Source organism: Rhizobium centroccidentale (assembly GCF_030182565.1).
GTDB lineage: Bacteria > Pseudomonadota > Alphaproteobacteria > Rhizobiales > Rhizobiaceae > Rhizobium.
On record NZ_JAQJCG010000006.1, the window covers coordinates 45,331 to 65,553 of the forward strand.

A 20,223-nucleotide genomic window follows, 5' to 3' on the forward strand; every position below is an offset into this window, starting at 1 on the left:
ATGCCGTTTGCCCCTGCATATGCGTCATTTTTTTCATCCCATGAATGGGATTTGCGATTTCTGATATAGCAATCGCGTGCAAGCAGGAGTATACAACCGCCGTTCAAATAGGCCTTCGCGCCATGACCAGACTTGCGGTTCTGTCTTACGACCCCACCGCACCATCGAGAGCGATCCCCGACAATGTCGGATCAGATATTCCAGGCCGCCCCCGTCCGGCGGGCCGCACCGAATTTTCGTGTAGTAGCACTTATCGTAGCAAGTGCGATGTTCATGGAACAGCTCGACGCGACCGTGCTCGCAACAGCCCTTCCGACCATGGCGAGAGACTTCGGCGTCAGCGCGCCGGCCATGAGTATCTCGCTGACTTCATACCTTCTCAGCCTGGCGATCTTCATTCCCGCCAGCGGCGCCATCGCCGACCGCTTCGGGTCACGCACCGTTTTTAGGTCCGCCATCGCGGTCTTCGTTGTCGGCTCGCTTCTTTGCGCGCAGGCGCCGAACCTGTTCTTCCTCGTGATCGCGCGCCTTCTTCAGGGTCTCGGCGGCGCTATGATGCTGCCCGTTGGTCGCCTCGTGCTGATGCGCAGCGTCGCCCGCAAGGATATGGTCAACGCCATGTCCTGGCTGCTGATCCCGGCGCTGGTCGGCCCCATTCTAGGCCCGCCGATCGGCGGCATGTTCGTGACCTATCTCGACTGGCGCTGGATCTTCTACATCAACGTGCCGATCGGCATCATCGGCTTCGTCCTGGTGACCATGTTCATCGAGGAGGTGAAAGGCCCGCGCACCGGCCGTTTCGATCTCTCAGGCTTCATCCTCTCGGGCATTTCGCTCGGCTCTCTGCTCTTCGGCTTTGAAATGTCGAGCCGCGAGGGCGAAGGCTATATGGCGGTCTTCCTGATCTCCATCGGCCTTCTGTTCGGCATCGCCTATCTGCGCCATGCCCGCAAGCACCCCTCGCCGATCATGGATTTCTCCTTGATGAAGGTGCCGACTTTCCGCACCTCGGTCATCGCCGGTTCGCTGACGCGCATCAGCCAGGGCGCCCATCCCTTCCTGATCCCGCTGATGCTGCAGCTCGGCTTCGGTCTTTCGGCCGCGGCCGCCGGCCAGATCGCCATTGCGACCGCGCTCGGCTCCATGGCCATGAAACCTCTGCAGGTCCGCATCCTGCGCACGCTCGGCTTTCGCACCGCCCTCATCATCTTCGGCCTGATCGGCACGCTCGGCTATGGCATGTGCGCGCTTTTCAAGCCGGATTGGCCGCTGCCCGTCATCTTCGTGATCCTGTTCTTCTGCGGCTTCTTCATGTCGTTCCAGTTCACGGCCTACAACACGATTGCCTATGACGAGATCGAGCGCGACCGCATGAGCATCGCGACGAGTTTCTACTCAACGTTCCAGCAGCTGATGCTGTCTCTCGGCATCTGCGTCGCCGCCCTTGCCTTGCATGGCTCGATGCAGTTGCGTGGGGAGACAAAGGCCGAGATGATCGACTTCTCCGTCGCCTTCATCGTCGTGACAGCCATTGCGCTGCTTGCGGTGATCTGGAACGCCAGCTTCTCGCGGACCGCCGGTTCGGAAATCAGCGGCCACCGCCGCAGATCGCCGGAAGACGGCCTCGGCGAGCATTGATGCTCGCCTCCCCCAACTCCACGGCAATCACTTATGAACTGAAATCGCAGCTGCCCACTTCTCCCCAGCGGGGAGAAGGTGCCGCCAGGCGGATGAGGGGGTGCCCGCCACGACTACGAAAATCCATGAATTCAAATCGATAGCCCCCTCATCCGACCCTTCGGGCCACCTTCTCCCCAAGGGGAGAAGGAATTTCCGGTGCTGATCCACCCGTATGCGATACCCCTCCCGCCTACTCCTGCAATAGCGTCTTTTGTGAACAGTGCCTCCACGGGCAGCGCATTGCATTGAACAATGACCTCGACCTAAATAGCGACCAGAACGAAATAACAGTCTGGAGCATCCCATGGTCGCCGGCATCCATCACATCACGCTGATCACTCGCAAGGTCCAGGCGAATGTCGATTTCTACGTCGGCTTCCTCGGGCTACGCCTCGTCAAGCGGACCGGCGGTTTCGAGGACGCCACGCAGCTTCATCTCCTCTACGGCGATGCCGTGGGTTCGCCCGGCTCGCTGATTACGTTTCTGGTTTGGGAGGATGGTTCTCCCGGCCGCGCCGGCGTCGGCCAGATCGGCGAAATCTCGCTCGCCATCGATCCGGCAAGCATCGGTTACTGGTTGACACGCGCCTTGAGTGCCGGCCTCAAACCGGAAGGCCCATCTGAGGAATTCGGCGAGCCGGTCCTGAGGCTGAAGGACCCGGATGGCGTCATCATCAAACTGGTGGGAACGAACACGCTGCAGGCCGCAGCTCCTTGGACGAGCGACACCATTCCGCAGGAGCACGCGATTGCCCGCATCCGCGGCGCAACGCTGTTCAGCGAAACGCCAGAGGAGACGCAAGCCATGCTGGTCGACCATTTCGACTACCGTCCGCTCGCCACCAACGGAGCGATCAGCCGGCTCGTCTCGGAGCCTGGCGATATCCTCGACATCCGCGATGCCCGTGGCTTCTGGGCGAGTGCCCCGGGAACAGGTACGGTCGATCACGTTGCCTTTCGCGCCGCCGACGATGCGGAATTGCAATCGGTCCACGCCGCCCTGCAGGCGATCGATTCCGGGCCGACGACGATGCATGACCGCAAATATTTCCGCTCGCTCTATGTCCGCGAACCCGGCCAGATCCTGTTCGAACTCGCGACGGATGCGCCTGGCATGTTGATCGACGAGGATGAAGCGACGCTTGGCACGCGCCTCTTCGCTCCCGGCGATAGTCCGAAGCTTTTAGCCGAGCTGAACGTGATCCTGCCGCAGTTCTCTATGCCCGGCGAACCGCGCGTCATCTATCGCGACCTGCCCTTCATCCATCGCTTCTTCACGCCAGGCGAGCCGAACAGCAATGTCTTCGTTCTGCTGCACGGCTCCGGCGCCAACGAGACGACGATGCTGCCGCTCGGCCATAAGATCGACCCCGATGCGACCTTGCTCAGCGTGCGCGGCCGCGCACTCGAGGAAGGTGCACCGCGCTGGTTCCGTCGCAATGGACCGATGTCCTTCGATCAGGCCGATATCGTGAGCGAGGCCGAAGCCTTCGCCGCCTTCATCGACGGCGCAGTCCATGCCTACGGGCTCGATCCGGATCGCATCGTCTATATCGGCTATTCGAACGGCGCCAATTTGCTGAACGCCATGCTGTCGCTGCACCCGCACCTCATCCGCCGTGCCGTGCTGCTGCGCTCCATGGCCGTTCTCGAAAACCCGCCAGCGGCGGATATGTCGGATGCCCAGGTGCTGGTGGTCGCCGGCGAGAAGGATTTGTATGGCCCCTATGCCCAACCGCTGACCGAACGCCTGCGCGCTGGCGGCGCCAAGGTCGAACTTGCGACCGTTCCCGGCGGTCATGAGTTTGACGATGCCGACGTGCCGGTCGTTCAGGAATGGTTGAACGAGTCCGCCTGACGCGGATTTGCTAAACGTGAACGACAAAAGCCCGCCATTTGGCGGGCTTTTGCTTTGATGGATACAGCAGGGATCACCCCTTGAACGTATATTCCGCAATCGATGCCGGCTTCATCTCGATGGAGAAGCCCGGCAGGCTCGGCGGCATGTAGGCGGCGTCGCGGATGATGCAGGGGTCGACGAAATGCTCGTGCAGGTGATCGACATATTCGATGACGCGGCCAGCCTTGGTGCCGGATACGGCGATATAATCGATCATCGACAGGTGCTGCACATATTCACAGAGCCCAACGCCGCCGGCATGCGGCCAGACCGGCAATCCATACTTGGCGGCGATCAGCAGCACCGCCAGCACTTCGTTGAGGCCACCCATGCGGCAGGAATCGATCTGCACGATGTCGATTGCGCCCTCAGCGATGAACTGCTTGAACATGATGCGGTTCTGGCACATCTCGCCGGTCGCGACCTTTACAGGACCGATGGCTTGGCGGATCTTGCGGTGTCCGGCAACATCGTCCGGGCTTGTGGGTTCTTCGATGAAGAAGGGCTTGGCGAAGGCGAGCTTCTTCACCCAGTCGATCGCCTGATCGACCTCCCATACCTGGTTGGCGTCGATCATCAGATAGCGGTCGGGACCGATCACTTCGCGGGCGATGGTCAGGCGGCGGATATCGTCCTCGAGATCACGGCCGACCTTCATCTTCACATGGTTGAAGCCGGCATCGATCGCCTCCTGGCACAGGCGGCGCAGCTTAGCATCGTCGTAACCGAGCCAGCCGGCCGAGGTCGTGTAGCAGGCATAGCCCTCGCGCTCGAGCGTGGCGATGCGGTCGGCCTTGCCGGCCTCCGCCTTCTTCAGGATGGCGACGGCGTCGTCGCGGGTCAGCACATCGGTCAGGTAACGATAGTCTACGATATCGGCGATCTGCTCGGCGTCCATCTCAGCCACCAGCCGCCAGACCGGCTTGCCGGCTTCCTTGGCCAGCAGATCCCAGATGGCGTTGACGACGGCGCCGGTTGCCAGATGCATCGCGCCCTTCTCCGGGCCGATCCAGCGTAGCTGGCTGTCGCTGGTCAGATGCCGCCAGTATTTGCCTGGGTTTTCCAGAACCGTCGCAAGCTCCGTTCCCACGACCAGATGCCGCATCGCCTCGATCGCCATGCAGCAAATGTCATTGCCGCGGCCGATGGTGAAGGTCAGGCCATGGCCGGCAAGACCCGGCTTATCGGTCTCGAGGATGACATAGGCTGCCGAATAGTCCGGATCCGGATTCATCGCATCCGAACCGTCGAGGCTCTGTGATGTCGGGAAGCGCAAATCGAAAACGCGAAGATTGGTGATGCGCGTCATTGGAAAACTCCTTCTAAATCCATCGCGACCTCTCGACCCCTTTAGCCAAGGTCGAACTCCTCCCAGAGCGCCGCATTATGCTCGCCAACGTGCGGGGCCGCACGCTCGAATTTCGGCCGCTGCCCATCGATGCGGATGGGCGAGCGGGTGGTCTGCAGGCTGACGCCATCATCGCGCCCGACCGTCTGCAGCATGTCGAGAACGCGAAAACCTTCGCTGCCCAGAAGCTCCGGCCAGTTCAGCACTTTTGCGCACCAGATGTCGGCAGGTTCGAGGATCGCAAGCCAGTCGTCAACGTTGCGGCTGGCGATGCGCGCCGCGATCAGCGCCTTGATTTCATCGCGTGCCGTGAACCAGCTTTTGGGGTCATCATGATAGCGCGCAAGCTCATCCATGCCGAGCAGACCGGCAAGCTTGGAAATCGGTGTCATGGCGATGGCGAGATAGCCGTCTGCAGCGGGGTAGACGCCATAGGGCGCGGAAAGATAGGCATGGGCGCTGCGGACATGGGAGCGCTCCGGCAGCTTGTTGCCGTTGTTCATGTGCACGCTCAGCACCTCGACCTGCAGATCGACCAGGGCTTCCAGCAGGCTAGTCGCCACCAGTCCGCCCTCGCCCGTCACGCCGCGCCGTACCAGCGCCGCCAGAATGCCCTGGGCCGCAGCCGCACCCGCCAGCATATCGCCGATCGCCAGGCCGAAAGGCACCGGCCCCTGTCCCTCGTCGCCGTTCAGCCACATCACCCCGGAGCGCGATTGCGCCAGAAGATCCTGCCCCGGCCGCGCGACCCATGGCCCGTCTTCGCCGTAACCGCTGATCGAGCAATAGACGAGGCGCGGATTGAGCTTGCTTGCGGCCTTATAGTCCAGCCCCAGCCGCTCGATCACGCCGGGGCGAAAATTCTGGATGAGCACATCGGCCTTGGAGATCAGCCTGCGCAGCGCGCTCATATCGCGCTCGTTTTTCAGATCGACCGCCAAGCTTTCCTTGGAGCGGTTGATCGCGTGGAAGATTGTCGAATCACCGCTTTCATCGTCGCTGAGATAAAGCCCGCGCGAAAGATCGCCACCACCGGGACGCTCGATCTTGATCACCCTCGCGCCGAGATCCATCAGTCGCAGCGAGCAATAGGGACCGGACAGAAACTGGCTCATGTCGACAACGACAAGTCCGGCCAGCGGCAAGTCCTTCTTCAGCGCCATCGATACTCCAGCTCCCCTGACATCGCTCCGGCTCAAAGCGCCTCTCCGCCTTGAGGACTATCCTCGTCACCGGTTTCTGCGTCAGCCTCAATCTTCTTATGTAAATAGTATTTTCACATATGGATGATTTTTGCAAACGAAAAGAGGGAGGATAATCGAGGCTCCGCCCACCCATCTCACCAGGAAATACAGTATGCTTCCACATAATGAGAGTTGCTGAAAGGAAGAAGAGAATGGCAACGGTCAAATTGCTCGACGATGCGGAAGCCGAGGCAATCCCGGCGGTCAAGGCGGTGTTCGACGACATTCGCGCGGTGAGAAAGTCCGACTTCGTCAATAATTTCTGGCGCGGCCTGGCAAACGATCCCGCCCTGCTGAAGCGCACCTGGGAAGGGCTGAAAGCGGTCATGATGGCGGAGGGCGCGCTCGACCCGCTCGTGCGGGAGATGATTTACATAGCCGTCTCCACGGCCAACGGCTGCAGCTATTGCGTCCATTCGCACACGGCCGCCGCCAGGGCGAAGGGCATGACTGACGCCCAGCATGGGGAGCTGCTGGCGGTTATCGGGCTGGCTGGACAGACCAACCATCTCGTGACGGCGATGCAGATCCCCGTCGATCCGGAATTCGATGTCGGCAGCCGATGAAACGCAAAAGGCCCGCAGGCACATGCCGGCGGGCCTTCCATAAACAATCTTCGCTTTTAGCGATCCGACGTTTCCGCCGTCTGGCTATCTGCCGCAATGGCGGCAACGTTGAGACCGTTGTTTACAGCCAGCAGCCTTTTGCGAACCAGAACGCCCATGACGCGGGCGGCGGTCGAAAAGGTCATCGTGTCGAGCGGACCTTCACCTTCCCAGGGCTTGGTCAGCCGCTCGGTCACGGCCGAGACGATATTGTTGGGCACGATATCGGTGCATTCGCGCATGGCTTCGAACACGACGCTGATGGGATGGATACGTCCCTCGAACGTCACGATCGGTTCGGTCACTTCGCTGTCCCATTCCTCGAAGGCATAGAGCGCTTCGCGGAAAAGCTGCTGCAGAGTGATAGGGGCATGACCCTCATGAAGGGGCGGCAAGGCATTCGACATGTCTGTCTCCTTTCAATTGGAAGTCCGGCGCATATATGAAAGTTGATGGTCTCTCCTCCGAGACCCAAGCGCTGCTTCTTCAGTTTGGCGCGCCTTAAATAGGGGAGCGGCGCGGCAAACCATCTTGTGACCGGCGCAACGCGGGACGCACACGAAATGTTCCCACCGGTCATGTAACTTGATCAAGTCTATAGATTAATCTCGACTTGAAAAGCCTCTTTGCAAATTTTGTGTAATTCTCTTTATTTTTGAATGACTTCGCGTAGAGTGAAATGACAGCGCATTTGTGGAAGACATGCGAATCTCTCTCCAGCGCCGAAAGGACGACCATGTGCGGCGACCATGAACACGATCATCAGGACGGCCACGATCACGGCCACCAACACGTCGATTGGCGCGAGCATGGCATCAAGATCATCCCGGGCAATGCCCTCGACCCGAATACGGCTCAGACCCCCGGCATGAACCGCGCAACCGCGATCAACCATGCCCGCGCCGGCGCTGAAAAGATATGGGCCGGAACCGTGACCATCCACGCCAATGCCAAGACCGGCGCGCATCATCACGGCGATCTCGAAAGCATCATCTATGTCGTCAAGGGCAGAGCTCGGATGCGCTGGGGTGAGAACCTGGAATTCGTCGCCGAAGCCGGCCCCGGCGACTTCATCTTCGTGCCGCCTTATGTGCCGCATCAGGAGATCAATGCCAGCCGCGACGAAACGCTGGAATGCGTTCTGGTCCGCTCAGGCCAGGAACCAGTCGTGGTCAATCTCGATATCGAACCAGTGGAAAAACCGGAAGAGGTCCTCTGGAAGGACCCGATCCATCGGTGAGCTGATTAATTTTTGAGCAAATGCCCATTTTGCCGCATAAGTAATCTATAGTAATTATAGAAAATAAGTTTGCTCTTTTGCGTTGCACTGAAAAGAGTTTTTCAGAACCGCAGTGCACAACGCATGATCCTGCTTCGCGGACAGGACGCACCTCTGAAATGATCCTGATGTCAACGAGAGAACGATCTCGATCATCTGGAACAGGATTTCCCATGACTGAAAAGCTTTCTAAAGGTTTCGACGCGCTGCGCCTTTCCCGCCGCGCCGGCCTTGCCGCCATCCTTGCCTCCGCTGTCGCCGTCTTCGGCTTGACGGCAACCGCACCGCAGACCTTCGCCGCGGACAAGACGATCAAGGTCGGCATCATGAGCGGTGAGGACGAGGATGTCTGGCGCGTCGTGGTCGCTGAAGCCGCCAAGAAGGGCCTCAAGGTCGAGCCTGTCGTTTTCAACGACTACACTCAGCCGAACGAAGCCCTCGAGCGCGGCGAAATCGACGCCAATGCCTTCCAGCACAAGCCTTACCTCGACAACCAGATCAAGCAGCACGGCTATCACATCGCGATTGCCGGCTACACGGGCATCTGGCCGATCGGCCTTTACACGAAGAAGTACAAGACCGTGGCCGAGCTTCCGAAGGGCGCCGCCATCGGCGTGCCAAACGACCCGTCCAACGAAGGCCGCGCGCTTCTCGTTCTGCAGCATGAAGGCATCATCAAGCTCAAGGACGGCACCGGCATCCTCGCCACTACCGCGGACATCGCAGAAAATCCGAAGAACGTCGACATCAAGGAGCTGGATGCCGGCATCGTCGGCCGCTCGATCGATGATCTCGATGCAGCCGTTGTCAACACCGACTGGGCACTGAAAGCAGGGCTCTCGGCGAAAGACCGCATCGCGCAGGAGCAGACCGAAAACAATCCGTACCGCAACTTCATCGCCGTCAAGCAGGGCAGCGAGAATGAAGCCTGGGTCAAGACGCTGGTCGCATCCTATCAGAACGATACAGTCAAGGCCGAATTCGACAAGGTCTACAAGGGTACGGGCCAGAGCGCCTATTGATATCAGGACGGCGCGGGGGACAGCGCTGAACGGCGGCGGCCGGGGCATCTTGCCCGGGCCGCCTTTGATGTTTTCCCCGGCAGGATGCGATGAAGTTTATAGTTGGTTATGGAGTTCGCGGAGAGTACATACCCCCTCCGTCACTTTCGTGACATCTCCCCCACAAGGGTGGAGATCGTAAACTCGTGGCAAGCCATTGCCAGAAACGAACATCGCATCTGCTGATACCCGGCTGATTTATTTCGCAGAACGCGCGGCATACTCACAACGATCTCCCCCCTTGTGGGGGAGATGTCCCGAAAGGGACAGAGGGGGGTATAATGGCCTCCGCGAACTCAAAGGTCGTTTTTTCAAAAAGAGACACAGAATGAATTCCTTCACCCCAGCCACATCGATTGACGGACAGGCGCCGCCCGAGCGTACGGCCGGCGACGAGATCGTCCGCCTGGTCGATGTCCGCCGCCGGTTTGGCAGCACACCCGCGCTGGACGGCATAACGCTGACCGCCCGGCGCGGCGAAATCGTCGGCATCATCGGCCGCAGCGGCGCCGGCAAATCGACACTGATCCGCTGCCTAAACGGGCTGGAGCGCGCCGATAGCGGCGAGATCCACATCGAGGGCCGCGACATCGCCCGCCTTTCGGAGAAGGAATTGCAGCCGCTGCGCCGCCGCATCGGCATGGTCTTCCAGCACTTCAATCTGCTGTCCTCAAGAACGGTCGAGGAAAACATCGCATTACCGCTGAAGATCGAAGGCGTCGCCAAGGCAGAACGATTGCAGCGTGCCCGCGAGCTGTTGGAGCTCGTCGGCCTTGCCGACAAGGCGAAGGCCTATCCAGCGGCCCTTTCCGGCGGCCAGAAACAGCGCGTCGGCATTGCCCGCGCCCTCGCAGCGCGGCCCGCAATTCTCCTGTCGGACGAAGCGACATCGGCGCTCGACCCCGAAACTACCCGATCTATCCTAGCACTGTTGAAGGACATCAACCGCAAGCTCGGCCTGACGATCCTGCTCATCACCCACGAGATGGAAGTGATCCGCTCGATCGCCGATCGTGTCGCGGTCATCGATGCCGGCCGGATCGTCGAAGAAGGTTCCGTGTGGACCGTTTTCGCCAATCCTCAGCAGGACATCACCGCCAGCCTGCTCAGCGGCGCCCGCCCGCAGCTTCCCGACCATATTGCCGCTCGCCTTTCCCCGACATCGGGCACCGAGGCTATCCTGAGCGTCGATCTTGCCGGCCCTGCCGCGCAGGGCGCACTCTTTGCCGAGCTTTCGGCCGCCCTTCCCCGCTCCTTCCGGCTGGTCCATGGCGGCATCGACCATATCCAGAACCAGCCCGTCGCCCGCTTCTTCGTCGCGGTGCCGACGCGCGATGCAACCTTGCCGACTAAAGTCAGCGATTTTCTGAAAGCCCGCTCCGCCCGGGTGGAGGTTCTAGGCTATGACAACTGATGTAATCCTCGGCCTGCTTTGGCGCTCCTTCTGGCAAACCATCTGGATGACGGGCGCCTCCGGCTTTCTCTCCCTCATCATCGGCCTGCCGCTCGGCCTTGCCCTCGTCGTCACCAGCCGCGGCGGCATCGCCGAACAGAGTGCGATCAACCGCGTTCTGGGCATCTTGGTCGACGGCTTCCGCGCCGTGCCATTCATCATCCTGCTCATCGCCCTCATCCCGCTGACGCGTCTGATCGTCGGCACGGCGCTCGGCACGACGGCCGCGATCGTGCCGCTGACCATCGCAGCGATCCCCTATTATGCTCGCGTTGCCGAGGTCTCGCTGCGCGATGTCGATCGCGGCCTGATCGACGCCGTGCGCGCCATGGGCGGCAATCGCTGGACTATCGTCCGCGAAGTGCTGATACCGGAAGCGATGCCCGGCATTGTCGCCGGCTTCACCGTGACCATGGTCACACTGATCGGCGCTTCGGCCATGGCCGGCACGATCGGCGGCGGCGGCCTCGGCGACCTTGCCATCCGCTATGGCTATCAACGCTATGAGACGAGCGTCATGATCGCCGTCGTCATCATCCTGATCATTCTGGTCTGGGGCATGCAATGGCTGGGCGATCGCCTCGCCAATCGGCTCGATCGCCGCTAGCTCCATCGATACAAATCCATTCCCAGTGCAGAAAGACATTGCTCCGGGAGTGAAGACGAAAGATCAGTTGCGCGTCACCGGCTTCGAGCGCATGCGCGATACGGTCTCCCGCTCGGCACGCTTGCAGCGCATCGGCGGCAGGCCGCGATCCATTAGATCCATATCCTCCAGCACCATGTCGCCCATCTTCTTGAAGGCGCTGTCGAGCGCACCGGCGCGGTGGGCCGAGCGGAGAAAACCCTTGAGCTTGCGTACTGGATGATCAAGGCTGAGCGGCTCCTCGGGGTAGACATCGCTTGCCGCCACGATACGGCCCGAAGCGACAGCCGCCATCAGTGCATCGAAATCGACGACATCGGCGCGGCTGAGCAGAATGAAGGCCGCTCCCTCGCGCATTTTCGCAAAAGCCTCTGCCCCGAGAAAACCCCTGTTCTCGCTAGTGACCGATGCGACCACGAACACGAAATCGCTGTTGGATAACACCTCATCGAGCCCAGCGGGCTGAACGCCGTGTTCCCGGAGGATCGACGGCGGCATCCAGGGATCGAAGACCCTGATATTGGCGCGGAAGCCGGACAGCACGCGGTTCAGCGCCTTGCCGAGATCACCGAAGCCGACAATGCCAATATCGCTGCCGCCAACGAGCCGTGCCTTCGCATTGCCATCGCCACCCCAGAGTTCCCTGCCCTCGCGGAAATCGACATCGGCATCGACGATCCCGCGCGCCAGGCTCAGAGCAAACCCAAGGCCGATCTCGGCGACCGGTTCGGCAAAAACGAGGCCAGTGGTCACGACGTGGATGCCGCGCTCGAAAAGCACTTCATAGGGCATGTTGTTGATGAGATTGCTCTCGACATTCAGGATACAACGCAGTTGCGGCATGCGATCCAGCGTTTCCCTCGATAGCGGCGGCTGGCCGATGATGTAGCGCGCCTCGACGAGCACCTCGTCGCCCAGTCCGGCGATATTGTCCGGATCCGCCTCGACGATGCGATATTTCGAATGAAGGAGCGACAGAGCGTCCCTGGTGAAGATAAGCTCGAGCGAGCGCGGCTCTGGCGCGCTGATGGCCAAGGGTCTGCTATCGGCGGTCATTCTATTCCTCCCTGTCTGGCGAGGCGATCCAATAGCATTCCAGGGACCAGATCAATCAGGCCTCGTCCTCTTCCCCTGGCATTCCGACGGAGAAAGCGCAGATGCGCAAGAGATGGGTGAGCGGCAGACTCGTCTCGGCATGCCAGGCATTGAACTGATCCTGGATCAGACGCAGGTCTTTCTTCGTCGGTTTGCTTTCAGAAATCGGCACGCCGGAAAGCCGCAGACAGACGAGAACGTCATGGCTCATGACGAAGCTGTCGCGGCCGATCGCCCGCAGGAGATATTGGCCGGTCATGCCGCCGAGCCGGTTTGCCTGCTTGTCCAGAACCGCAAGCAGGCCGATCTGATCCTCCAGCGGCCAGTCGGCGAAGAAGCGGCCGGCGCTGCCATACGTGTCGGCAAGCTGGCGGATGAACTGCGCATTGTCCCGCACCGACATGATCTTGGCGCCGTTGCGGATGACCCGTGCGTCCGAAGTCAGATCATGCCAGTAATCATCCGGCGCCAGATTGAGAAAGGCGGGGTCAAAGCCGGAGAATGCCGTTTCGAAACCAGCCCATTTCGAATCGATGACGTTACGCACGAAACCAGCATAAAAGATGTAGCGCGTCATCTCCGACAAGATCCGATCATCGGGCAGAGCACGCAGCACCTCATGGTTCGGCGCCTTGGGCATCAGCGCCTTTAACCCGTCGGCGCCTCCCTTGCGCTTCTCGGCCCGCTTTCTGATCTCGGCAAAGCTTCCCATCACCCGCTCCCATCGGCCACGCTGTAACGACAAGTCTTTTACGATCTTATCGCCCAGTGCAAGCAATCTCCATGCAATGATTTGCTGTGAAAAACACGACGTAGAAAGTTATGACTCGAAAGTTGATCACGCCGGCATTCGAATTGATTTCCCGACGATTGAAACAGTTCCGAACTGCTCCAGATATCGTCTTGAAATTAACTTGAGATTTCGCACACCGTAGCGTTAATTTCGGCGGCGTCGGATCGGAGCCTCCTGCCATGAACAATAAAGACTGGAATTATCCCATCATGGTCATCTGCAAGCGCACCGGAAAAGTCTATACGGTCGCGAACACGAAGGAGGCTCTGGACATGCTGCTGAACGCATGGCCTGTCGCAGAGGGTAAAGCTTTCATGATGGCTCTACAGGTCTGTGCCGATGTCGAACGAGGCCAGGGACAACCGCTGGAAGCTCGCAACAGCTTTGTCGCTGCAGCATCGGAGGCTGGCGTCCCCCTTGAGATGCCGGTGATTCAGTAAGATTGCTGCCTGTTTCGAGACCTGCTGCGCACTGTTTTCACAAGGCTTGATTGCGCATAGTCCGGTAGGCTGCCACACTGTTTGGCACCGCACCGCTCTTACAAAAATGGTGCGGACCGATTTCCGGAAATTGCGAAACTTTTTGCCGTGGCGGGAGTTTCACTCGCAATGTCGGAGCATCATCGAAATGAAAATGACCTTTAAGGCCGGCGCAAGCCGCTGGCCTGAGCCCGTATATCTGCGCATCGGCCACGGCATGCCGGAAGCAATCCGGAGCCCGAAGGAAGCCCACAATCACCTTCTTCTCCGCTGGCCAACCGTCAGAGGCGAAAAATACGATTCGGCCAGAAGCCTCTGCCTTGAAGCCGAGACCGACCCCTTTCTTTGTGAGTACGCCAGGAAGGTGTTCATCAAGGCCTGCATCGAAGCCGGTGTGCTCGACTAGATAGCGATATTGAACCTGTGGCCGATTCTTGTTTGAATACGCAAGCTTTCGTGCTGTGCATGCGGCGTCTCGGCACAGTACCGTCAAAGCCACCGCGCTTGCATGATCACAAGCTCCCTCAAGACCCATTCAATTCTGCGGGAAATGTACGACGCCCTCGCATTTTACAACTATCGCGGGTATTCACGAGGTGAATTTGCTCGTAAGCAGCAGGGAGCGGAACCTGTTTCACTGACATCAGCCGGAAAGCGTTCGAATCGGAACGCTTCTTGCTGTGTTACCGAAGCATGAACGTTTCGGAGGTAATGCGTTTTGAAACGAAACACTTTACGACCATTTCCAGCTGTCACGCTTGTCATGGGAGAGAACGGCGGAACCCGCCGCGTCAATTCGGTACATCAGGTTGCAGAGCTGCTGCTGGAACATTGGCCGGTGGCAAATGGGGAAGACTATGTCGCAGCGGTACGGATCTGCCTCGAAGCGATGCTTGGCGCCGTCCCTGCCGAAGCCGTGAGAGAGGCCTTGATCAAGGCTGCCCGAGAAGCAGGCATATCCGTAATGCAATGAAATTCCCCTCCCTTCCCGCCACAGGCGGGATCTCTCTGACATTATTCACTTTTTATGAACGAGTGCCGGCGATCTTGCCAACAGAGGCAGGCGATTCGCTCCTGCCGATGACGGAGAGAATATGTCGCTTCTACCATTCCCTGCCGACAGGCGTACCAGTGATGTCAGGCGGTGTGCCACAGCCCTTCAGCAGCTACATGGCGAGGCAGCAAACCGCTTCTGGCGCTCGGAAATGGCACTCTTTGCCAACGCCTTGCGCGAACAGGGAGTGGAAGACGGCGAAATCTCGCGGCAAGCCGGCCTCTTCATGCATGCGGTCCAGATGGAACTGCAGCTTGCCTATGCCGAAGAGGAACTGAACGCCTCGGCCTAACGGCGTTAGAACCCTCCGGTTCTCCTTGAATCGCGAGAACGCTCCATCCCTTTTTTTTTGCAGTTCCGGACGGAAAGCCGCTACGCAGTTTTCTTAGGATTGTTTATTTCGGCAATCTACAAAATGCGATGGATTTATCGCCGCTGGTCGGTGACTTGATCTGCACGGTCCATTCTCCTCCGGGAAAATGGAGCCCCTTCGACGAAGCCACGCCCGTGATCTGCGCGCAGGCCTTTCTGGCATCGGCACTCGGCAGATCTATGGTCGCCATGACGGCGTACCTTCGGCTGGAAACCTGGCACGGCGCGGTAAACAAGCCGGTATTGTCGATCATCTTGCAGACCCGGAACGCATTGCCCACGGCATCGTCTGCAGCCATCGCGGAATTGGCGATCACCAGCATGGTGGCCGCTGCCAAAAACAATCTCATTGAGAACCCCGATCCCCTATGGCAGCACGGTGCCAGAGCAGATTTCGTCTTGCAAGATATGTCGCGTGGATTTTCATGGCCATTTGAAAATACAACGCAATTGTCGGCGACTTGTTCGCCGGTGGCCACCTTCATCCGACTCTGCTGAGATATTCCGCTTGCGATCAAGCCGGAGAGATAGTTTTTCGAAGATATGGCAGTGCCGATGCTCCGGCCTGGGCCTGCCTCCGTCCAGCCGACATCTTGCGATACCCGCCACTCCCCTTCGCTGCCTCTGACAGACGGAAAGCGTTCAATTCGCCACTTCCCGTTAATATCTTCGATATTAGAACATGCCATATTAGTAAAAATAGGAACGTAGGAGTCAGCGCGATGACGGCATTCTCACCTGAAGGCCGGGTAACCACCCGAAAGCGAACGCTTCTCGGCGCGAAAATCATATTTAATGACGGCCACTCGGTCTTCGATTGCCTCATCCGAAATCTGTCCGATACCGGCGCCATGATCCAAATCGAAAACCCACTCGCCGCACCCAACGCCTTCAAACTGCAACTTTCGGATGAGAGACTGTTGGCCTGCGCGGTGCGCTGGCGAAAAATCAACAGCATGGGCGTCGAATTTATATGAGGCCGTCCCTCGCCGGCTAATGCCTAGGGCCGCCTTGCAACACATGGTACCGGAAGAGCTATCAGCCAAATCTGATCGATATGGAGTTGCCAACAATATCCCGGATCGCAGTTGCCGCCCTGCCGATCAGGTTCGCCCGGAACAAATAAGCCGCACCATGCATTCCCAAACATATGGCGCTCTGCCGAATGGGTTTGTGAAGGAGACGGCTATGAATCAAGACACTATCGATCGGCTCGATACCATCAGCCAGCAGCTTCATGATCGAGCTCTTGCTCTGGCCCAGTCGCAATCCCAGGAAGGCCAGGACCATGCTCTCATGATGTCGGCACTAGCAACCTTGGCAGCGGCAGTACGAACCTTAGATGATGACGTCGCTCGTCTCGATGGCCCCAAAGGAATCGGCGCGGCCGGTTCTTGAATTCGGCCCTTGCAAATGTAGAAGGGGTTTAGCTTCCGTGCCCCTAGCAAACGAGCACTCTTTTAGGCAACCGTGCAGAATTGTTGGAGGGACGTATGGTAGCGGAGGAGGGATTTGAACCCCCGACACAAGGATTATGATTCCTCTGCTCTGACCTACTGAGCTACTCCGCCACGCCGTGTTTGCTGTTTAGCAGCAAACACAAAGGTCAAACGAACCGCCCGCTCGAAAAGCGCTGGCTCGTCGGTTGAGCGGCTTATAAGGTGCGGCTCGGCTTGGTGTCAAGCGGATGATTTGGAAAAATCAGTGGTTTCTACAAACCGACCTTATCTATCTTTCAAGCCGCAACCGGGCTTGCCAGCAGTGCCTTCAAGGAAGCTTCCGCCATCGGCTCACGCTCCGAGCGTTCGATGAAGCCGCCGCCGTAGACGCGCGCGTCGTCGCCGGGTGCTGAATAGAGCGCGCAAGCCTGGCCGGGAGCCACGCCGGCTTCGCCGACTGTGAGGTCGACATAGATGCCGCTGGCATCGGCATGCAGCACAGCCGGGGACGGTGCGCGGGTGGACCGCACCTTGGCGAAACAGGCAAAGCCCTCGCCGGAAGCGGCTTGCTCCAGCGGCTCATCGCCGAGCCAGTTGACATCGCGCAGATAGACGCGATGCGTTTCCAGCGCTTCCTTGGGGCCGACGATGACGCGGCGCGAGCGGGCGTCGAGATAGACGACGTAGAGCGGCTCGCCTGTGGCAACACCGATGCCGCGGCGTTGGCCGATCGTGTAATGCAGGATGCCCTCATGCTGGCCAAGCACGCGGCCGTCGAGGTGGACGATCTCGCCGGCAAGCGCCGCATTCGGCTTCAGCTTGGCGATGACATCGGAATATTTGCCCTGCGGCACGAAACAGATGTCTTGGCTGTCGGCCTTCTTGGCAACGACGAGGCCCATCTCTTCGGCGAGCGCGCGCGTCTCAGCCTTGGGCATGCCGCCGAGCGGAAAGCGTAGATAGTCAATCTGCTCCTGCGTGGTCGCAAAGAGGAAATAGCTCTGGTCGCGATCGGCATCGGCCGGGCGATAGAGCGCACGACGATGCGGATGTTCAGCGGAGGGATTCGGGCGCGAGCGAATGTAATGGCCGGTCGCCAGCGCATCGGCGCCGAGTTCCTTGGCAGTCAGCAGAAGATCGGCGAACTTGACCGTTTGGTTGCAGGCCACGCAGGGGATCGGCGTTTCGCCGGCGACATAACTCTCGGCGAAGGGATTGATGACAGTCTCGCGGAAGCGCTTTTCGTAGTCGAGCACGTAATGCGGGATGCCGAGCGTCTCGCAGACGCGGCGCGCATCGTCGATATCCTGACCGGCGCAACAGGAGCCGGCGCGATGCACCGCGGCGCCATGATCATAGAGTTGCAGCGTGATCCCGAGCACATCATAGCCCTGCCGCTTCAAAATGCCGGCAACGACGGAACTGTCGACACCGCCCGACATGGCGACGACGACGCGGGTATCTTCCGGCCTCTTGTCAAAATCCAGTGTATTCACGGTCGTTGCCGCCAGTCTTGAACGATCTTCGATGCTGCCGAGCGGGAGACGTTTCTTCGAAACGTCGTCACGCTCTCACGATTTCATTTCGCATGATCTGATCCAAAAACCGCTGCACACTTTTCGGAATCATGCTTCCTGCCGCCGGATGCCATGCAAAAGCGGCGAATTTTCATGCGGGCAATGGGCCGCGCTCTTCGCAGCCCGCCTAATTCTGGAGGGATATAGAAAGGATCGCTATCCGGCGCAAGGGGGCGGCAAAAGTGCGGATCAGCCCTTCGCCCTCAAATGCCGGATCAGATTGCGGCTGCGCCTCAATACCGTAACCGCCGATCCGACGGCAACGACCCAAAGCGCGATGGTCAAAACCCAGCTGCCGCCGCTCCATAACGCCTCGATAATCGAAAGCAAAGCCCCCGCCGTCGCAACCGCCATGCGATGCTGCTTGGCCATCGGGCCACTGAAATCGCTCGGATTGCCCGTAGCACGTCCGAGTTCGCGAACATAGGCCGTCAGCACAGCAAGGGCGGCAGCAGCCCAGCCAAGTCCCGGTGCTGCCATGCCATAGCCGATGCCGGCAAAGATGAGGATATCGGCGATGCGGTCCGGAAACTCGTTCCAGAACGGCCCATCGGCCTCACCCTTCCCGCCCTCGACCGCCACCATGCCATCAAGCAGATTGCAGAGCAGGCGCAACTGGCAGAACAAGGCGGCAAGGATCAGCAAGAACACCCGCATTCCGATACCGCTGGCAACGCCAGAGAGCCAAAACGAAGCCCCGGCCAGTGCTGCCATGACCATGCTTGCCTGCGATATCTGGTTCGGCGTCACTGAAAGCGCAGTCATGCGCCGCGCCAGTGCCTGTGCCCACCGCGTGTTGCGGCTCGCCAGCGGCCGCCTGTCGCCTGTTCCCTCGCCGGTCATACGCCCTCACCCCTCATGATTTCGCAGCCTTCCGCCCGATATCGAATAATTGTAGATCGCCGCATAGCTGGAAGAGACCAGCAGCGGCACGGCGATGGTCTTCAGGATCTCCGGTGTGCCGCTCAGCGCGTGGATGGCGACCAGGATCGTTGCCGAACCGAAGCAGGCGATCAGCGGCGGCGCCCAAAGCCGCGTAGAGCCGGCGAACCGCCGCGATAAAGCTTCGACCACGGATTTCAGGAACAGCGTCAGGCAGCCCGAAAGCACGCCCTGCACGCAGCCCGCGATTAGCGGCCGCGGCATCGGGTGCATGCGGTTGGCGAAGAAAGCCCAGCCGCCCATGGCGAGGAAGGCGAAAAGCACATGCACGATGCTGCTGCCGGCAAGCGCTTTCAGCTTTCCTGTCATGACAGCGACCACCAGTAGCGCACGAGATGGAAGAAGATCGGCGCGGAAAAGACGACCGAGTCCAGACGGTCGATCAACCCACCATGGCCCTCGATGAGATGGCCCCAATCCTTGACGCCGCGATCCCGCTTGATCGCCGACATCACGAGCCCGCCGAAGAAGCCCATGATGGTGATGACGAAGGCGAGAAGCCCGGCCTGCAGCGGCGTGAACGGCGTCACCCACCAGAGCGCTGCCCCGATCAGAGAAGCGCTGATGACGCCACCGACGAAGCCCTCCAGCGTTTTCGATGGCGACAGCCGCGGCGCGATCTTCGTTTTCCCGAACAACTTGCCCCAGACATATTGCAGGACGTCGCTGAGCTGCACGACGATCACCAGAAAAGCGATCAGCAGCACGTTGCGGCCTTCATAGCCCGGAATGTGCAGCGTCAGCAGTGCCGGCACATGCGAGGCGCAAAAGACGCAGATCATCAGCGCCCATTGCACCTCGGCGATACGCACCAGAAACCGCTCGGTATCGCCGCGCAGCACCGCGATGATCGGCATGAAAAGGAAGGCGTAGACGGGGATGAAAATCGAATAGATGCCGTATTGCTCGGCCCAGAGCAGATAATATTGCACCGGCAAGGCCACGAAGAAGGCGGCGGCCAGCGCCCAGTGGTCCGCCCGCTTCGTGTTGATCAGTGTCATGAATTCGCGCAGCGCCGCAAAGGAGCAGAAGGCGAAGAGCAGGATGACGCCGGCGCGCCCTGCAATGAAGGCGATGCCGATCAGCACCACCATCACCCACCAGGCCTTGATGCGCGCATTCAGATTTTCGATCGCGGCATTCGATCCGTCCGGCGAAAGGCGCTGTTCCAGCACGTAGCCGATGACCGAGGCGACGATCAGGACGCCGAAAATGCCAAGAACGAGGTGGATCAGATCGGCACTTGCCGCGCCCAT

At 59.7% G+C, this 20,223-nt stretch carries 23 protein-coding genes and 1 tRNA gene; 13 read left to right on the forward strand and 11 right to left on the reverse strand.

Features of this window, described 5'->3' with window-relative positions:
* Positions 1–183 precede the first annotated feature (183 nt).
* Together PH562_RS10215 and PH562_RS10220 are read left to right on the forward strand one after the other, a co-directional pair.
* Positions 184–1,638 carry an MFS transporter gene (locus PH562_RS10215; RefSeq protein ID WP_285172873.1) on the forward strand — a complete coding sequence of 485 codons (1,455 nt, stop codon included), beginning with the start codon at positions 184–186 and terminating at the stop codon, positions 1,636–1,638.
* A 346-nt stretch (positions 1,639–1,984) separates the two neighbouring features.
* On the forward strand, positions 1,985–3,538 hold the full coding sequence (locus PH562_RS10220; protein ID WP_285172874.1) for an alpha/beta fold hydrolase: 1,554 nt from the start codon (positions 1,985–1,987) through the stop codon (positions 3,536–3,538).
* 73 nt (positions 3,539–3,611) lie between these two features.
* Here PH562_RS10220 and PH562_RS10225 read toward each other — a convergent pair whose 3' ends face one another.
* The gene (locus PH562_RS10225) at positions 3,612–4,889 is read right to left on the reverse strand and encodes an L-fuconate dehydratase (protein ID WP_285172875.1); all 1,278 of its coding nucleotides are present in this window, start codon (positions 4,887–4,889) and stop codon (positions 3,612–3,614) included.
* A 41-nt stretch (positions 4,890–4,930) separates the two neighbouring features.
* Entirely contained in the window at positions 4,931–6,091 is a 1,161-nt protein-coding gene (locus PH562_RS10230) for a CaiB/BaiF CoA transferase family protein (protein ID WP_285172876.1), read from the reverse strand.
* 233 nt (positions 6,092–6,324) lie between these two features.
* Between PH562_RS10230 and PH562_RS10235 the strand changes: the two genes are divergently transcribed.
* Positions 6,325–6,738 carry a carboxymuconolactone decarboxylase family protein gene (locus PH562_RS10235; RefSeq protein WP_285172877.1) on the forward strand — a complete coding sequence of 138 codons (414 nt, stop codon included), beginning with the start codon at positions 6,325–6,327 and terminating at the stop codon, positions 6,736–6,738.
* A gap of 56 nt (positions 6,739–6,794) precedes the next feature.
* Here PH562_RS10235 and PH562_RS10240 read toward each other — a convergent pair whose 3' ends face one another.
* Positions 6,795–7,184, reverse strand: coding sequence for a BRA0787 family protein (locus tag PH562_RS10240; RefSeq protein ID WP_113231728.1), 390 nt, complete (start codon positions 7,182–7,184; stop codon positions 6,795–6,797).
* Between the two features lie 329 nt (positions 7,185–7,513).
* Here PH562_RS10240 and PH562_RS10245 point away from each other — a divergent pair, with 329 nt between their 5' ends.
* From PH562_RS10245 to PH562_RS10260, 4 genes are all read left to right on the forward strand, one after another.
* Positions 7,514–8,017 carry a cupin domain-containing protein gene (locus tag PH562_RS10245; protein ID WP_285173039.1) on the forward strand — a complete coding sequence of 168 codons (504 nt, stop codon included), beginning with the start codon at positions 7,514–7,516 and terminating at the stop codon, positions 8,015–8,017.
* Positions 8,018–8,229: 212 nt separating this feature from the next.
* Positions 8,230–9,078: a MetQ/NlpA family lipoprotein gene (locus PH562_RS10250; RefSeq protein ID WP_113231726.1), complete on the forward strand. Its 849-nt coding sequence runs from the start codon at positions 8,230–8,232 to the stop codon at positions 9,076–9,078.
* A 367-nt stretch (positions 9,079–9,445) separates the two neighbouring features.
* Positions 9,446–10,531 (forward strand): methionine ABC transporter ATP-binding protein, encoded by a 1,086-nt coding sequence (locus tag PH562_RS10255; protein ID WP_285172878.1) that lies wholly within the window; start codon positions 9,446–9,448, stop codon positions 10,529–10,531.
* Positions 10,521–11,177, forward strand: a complete 657-nt coding sequence (locus PH562_RS10260; protein WP_285172879.1) for a methionine ABC transporter permease — start codon at positions 10,521–10,523, stop codon at positions 11,175–11,177. The genes PH562_RS10255 and PH562_RS10260 overlap by 11 nt, the downstream gene beginning before the upstream one ends.
* Before the next feature lie 63 nt (positions 11,178–11,240).
* Here PH562_RS10260 and PH562_RS10265 read toward each other — a convergent pair whose 3' ends face one another.
* Positions 11,241–12,272: a hydroxyacid dehydrogenase gene (locus PH562_RS10265; protein ID WP_285172880.1), complete on the reverse strand. Its 1,032-nt coding sequence runs from the start codon at positions 12,270–12,272 to the stop codon at positions 11,241–11,243.
* Positions 12,273–12,327: 55 nt separating this feature from the next.
* Complete coding sequence (locus tag PH562_RS10270; protein WP_285172881.1) at positions 12,328–13,023, reverse strand: DNA-3-methyladenine glycosylase I; 696 nt, start codon at positions 13,021–13,023, stop codon at positions 12,328–12,330.
* A 260-nt stretch (positions 13,024–13,283) separates the two neighbouring features.
* Here PH562_RS10270 and PH562_RS10275 point away from each other — a divergent pair, with 260 nt between their 5' ends.
* The 4 genes from PH562_RS10275 (at position 13,284) to PH562_RS10290 (ending at position 14,929) form a co-directional block, all read left to right on the forward strand.
* Positions 13,284–13,544 carry a DUF982 domain-containing protein gene (locus tag PH562_RS10275; protein ID WP_092712227.1) on the forward strand — a complete coding sequence of 87 codons (261 nt, stop codon included), beginning with the start codon at positions 13,284–13,286 and terminating at the stop codon, positions 13,542–13,544.
* A 256-nt stretch (positions 13,545–13,800) separates the two neighbouring features.
* Positions 13,801–13,989, forward strand: coding sequence for a DUF982 domain-containing protein (locus tag PH562_RS30730; RefSeq protein WP_350223772.1), 189 nt, complete (start codon positions 13,801–13,803; stop codon positions 13,987–13,989).
* 312 nt (positions 13,990–14,301) lie between these two features.
* On the forward strand, positions 14,302–14,556 hold the full coding sequence (locus PH562_RS10285) for a DUF982 domain-containing protein (protein ID WP_069611805.1): 255 nt from the start codon (positions 14,302–14,304) through the stop codon (positions 14,554–14,556).
* Between the two features lie 121 nt (positions 14,557–14,677).
* A complete protein-coding gene (locus PH562_RS10290) occupies positions 14,678–14,929 on the forward strand; it encodes a DUF6074 family protein (protein WP_069611806.1) in 252 nt (83 codons plus the stop codon).
* Between the two features lie 103 nt (positions 14,930–15,032).
* Here the strand turns inward: PH562_RS10290 and PH562_RS10295 are convergent, their stop codons facing one another.
* Positions 15,033–15,494 carry a hypothetical protein gene (locus PH562_RS10295; protein ID WP_285172883.1) on the reverse strand — a complete coding sequence of 154 codons (462 nt, stop codon included), beginning with the start codon at positions 15,492–15,494 and terminating at the stop codon, positions 15,033–15,035.
* A gap of 237 nt (positions 15,495–15,731) precedes the next feature.
* Here PH562_RS10295 and PH562_RS10300 point away from each other — a divergent pair, with 237 nt between their 5' ends.
* Together PH562_RS10300 and PH562_RS10305 are read left to right on the forward strand one after the other, a co-directional pair.
* Positions 15,732–15,986 (forward strand): PilZ domain-containing protein, encoded by a 255-nt coding sequence (locus PH562_RS10300; protein ID WP_285172884.1) that lies wholly within the window; start codon positions 15,732–15,734, stop codon positions 15,984–15,986.
* Positions 15,987–16,197: 211 nt separating this feature from the next.
* Positions 16,198–16,407 (forward strand): hypothetical protein, encoded by a 210-nt coding sequence (locus PH562_RS10305; RefSeq protein WP_069611809.1) that lies wholly within the window; start codon positions 16,198–16,200, stop codon positions 16,405–16,407.
* A 96-nt stretch (positions 16,408–16,503) separates the two neighbouring features.
* Here the strand turns inward: PH562_RS10305 and PH562_RS10310 are convergent.
* The 5 genes from PH562_RS10310 to PH562_RS10330 all read right to left on the reverse strand — a co-directional run bounded on the left by PH562_RS10310 (position 16,504) and on the right by PH562_RS10330 (position 20,223).
* Positions 16,504–16,580 (reverse strand) — tRNA-Met (locus PH562_RS10310).
* 164 nt (positions 16,581–16,744) lie between these two features.
* Positions 16,745–17,944 carry a tRNA 2-thiouridine(34) synthase MnmA gene (gene mnmA / locus PH562_RS10315; RefSeq protein WP_285172885.1) on the reverse strand — a complete coding sequence of 400 codons (1,200 nt, stop codon included), beginning with the start codon at positions 17,942–17,944 and terminating at the stop codon, positions 16,745–16,747.
* Between the two features lie 270 nt (positions 17,945–18,214).
* Complete coding sequence (locus tag PH562_RS10320; protein ID WP_285172886.1) at positions 18,215–18,868, reverse strand: CDP-alcohol phosphatidyltransferase family protein; 654 nt, start codon at positions 18,866–18,868, stop codon at positions 18,215–18,217.
* A 6-nt stretch (positions 18,869–18,874) separates the two neighbouring features.
* The gene (locus PH562_RS10325; RefSeq protein ID WP_285172887.1) at positions 18,875–19,276 is read right to left on the reverse strand and encodes a hypothetical protein; all 402 of its coding nucleotides are present in this window, start codon (positions 19,274–19,276) and stop codon (positions 18,875–18,877) included.
* Positions 19,273–20,223 carry a phosphatidate cytidylyltransferase gene (locus PH562_RS10330; protein ID WP_285172888.1) on the reverse strand — a complete coding sequence of 317 codons (951 nt, stop codon included), beginning with the start codon at positions 20,221–20,223 and terminating at the stop codon, positions 19,273–19,275. The genes PH562_RS10325 and PH562_RS10330 overlap by 4 nt, the downstream gene beginning before the upstream one ends.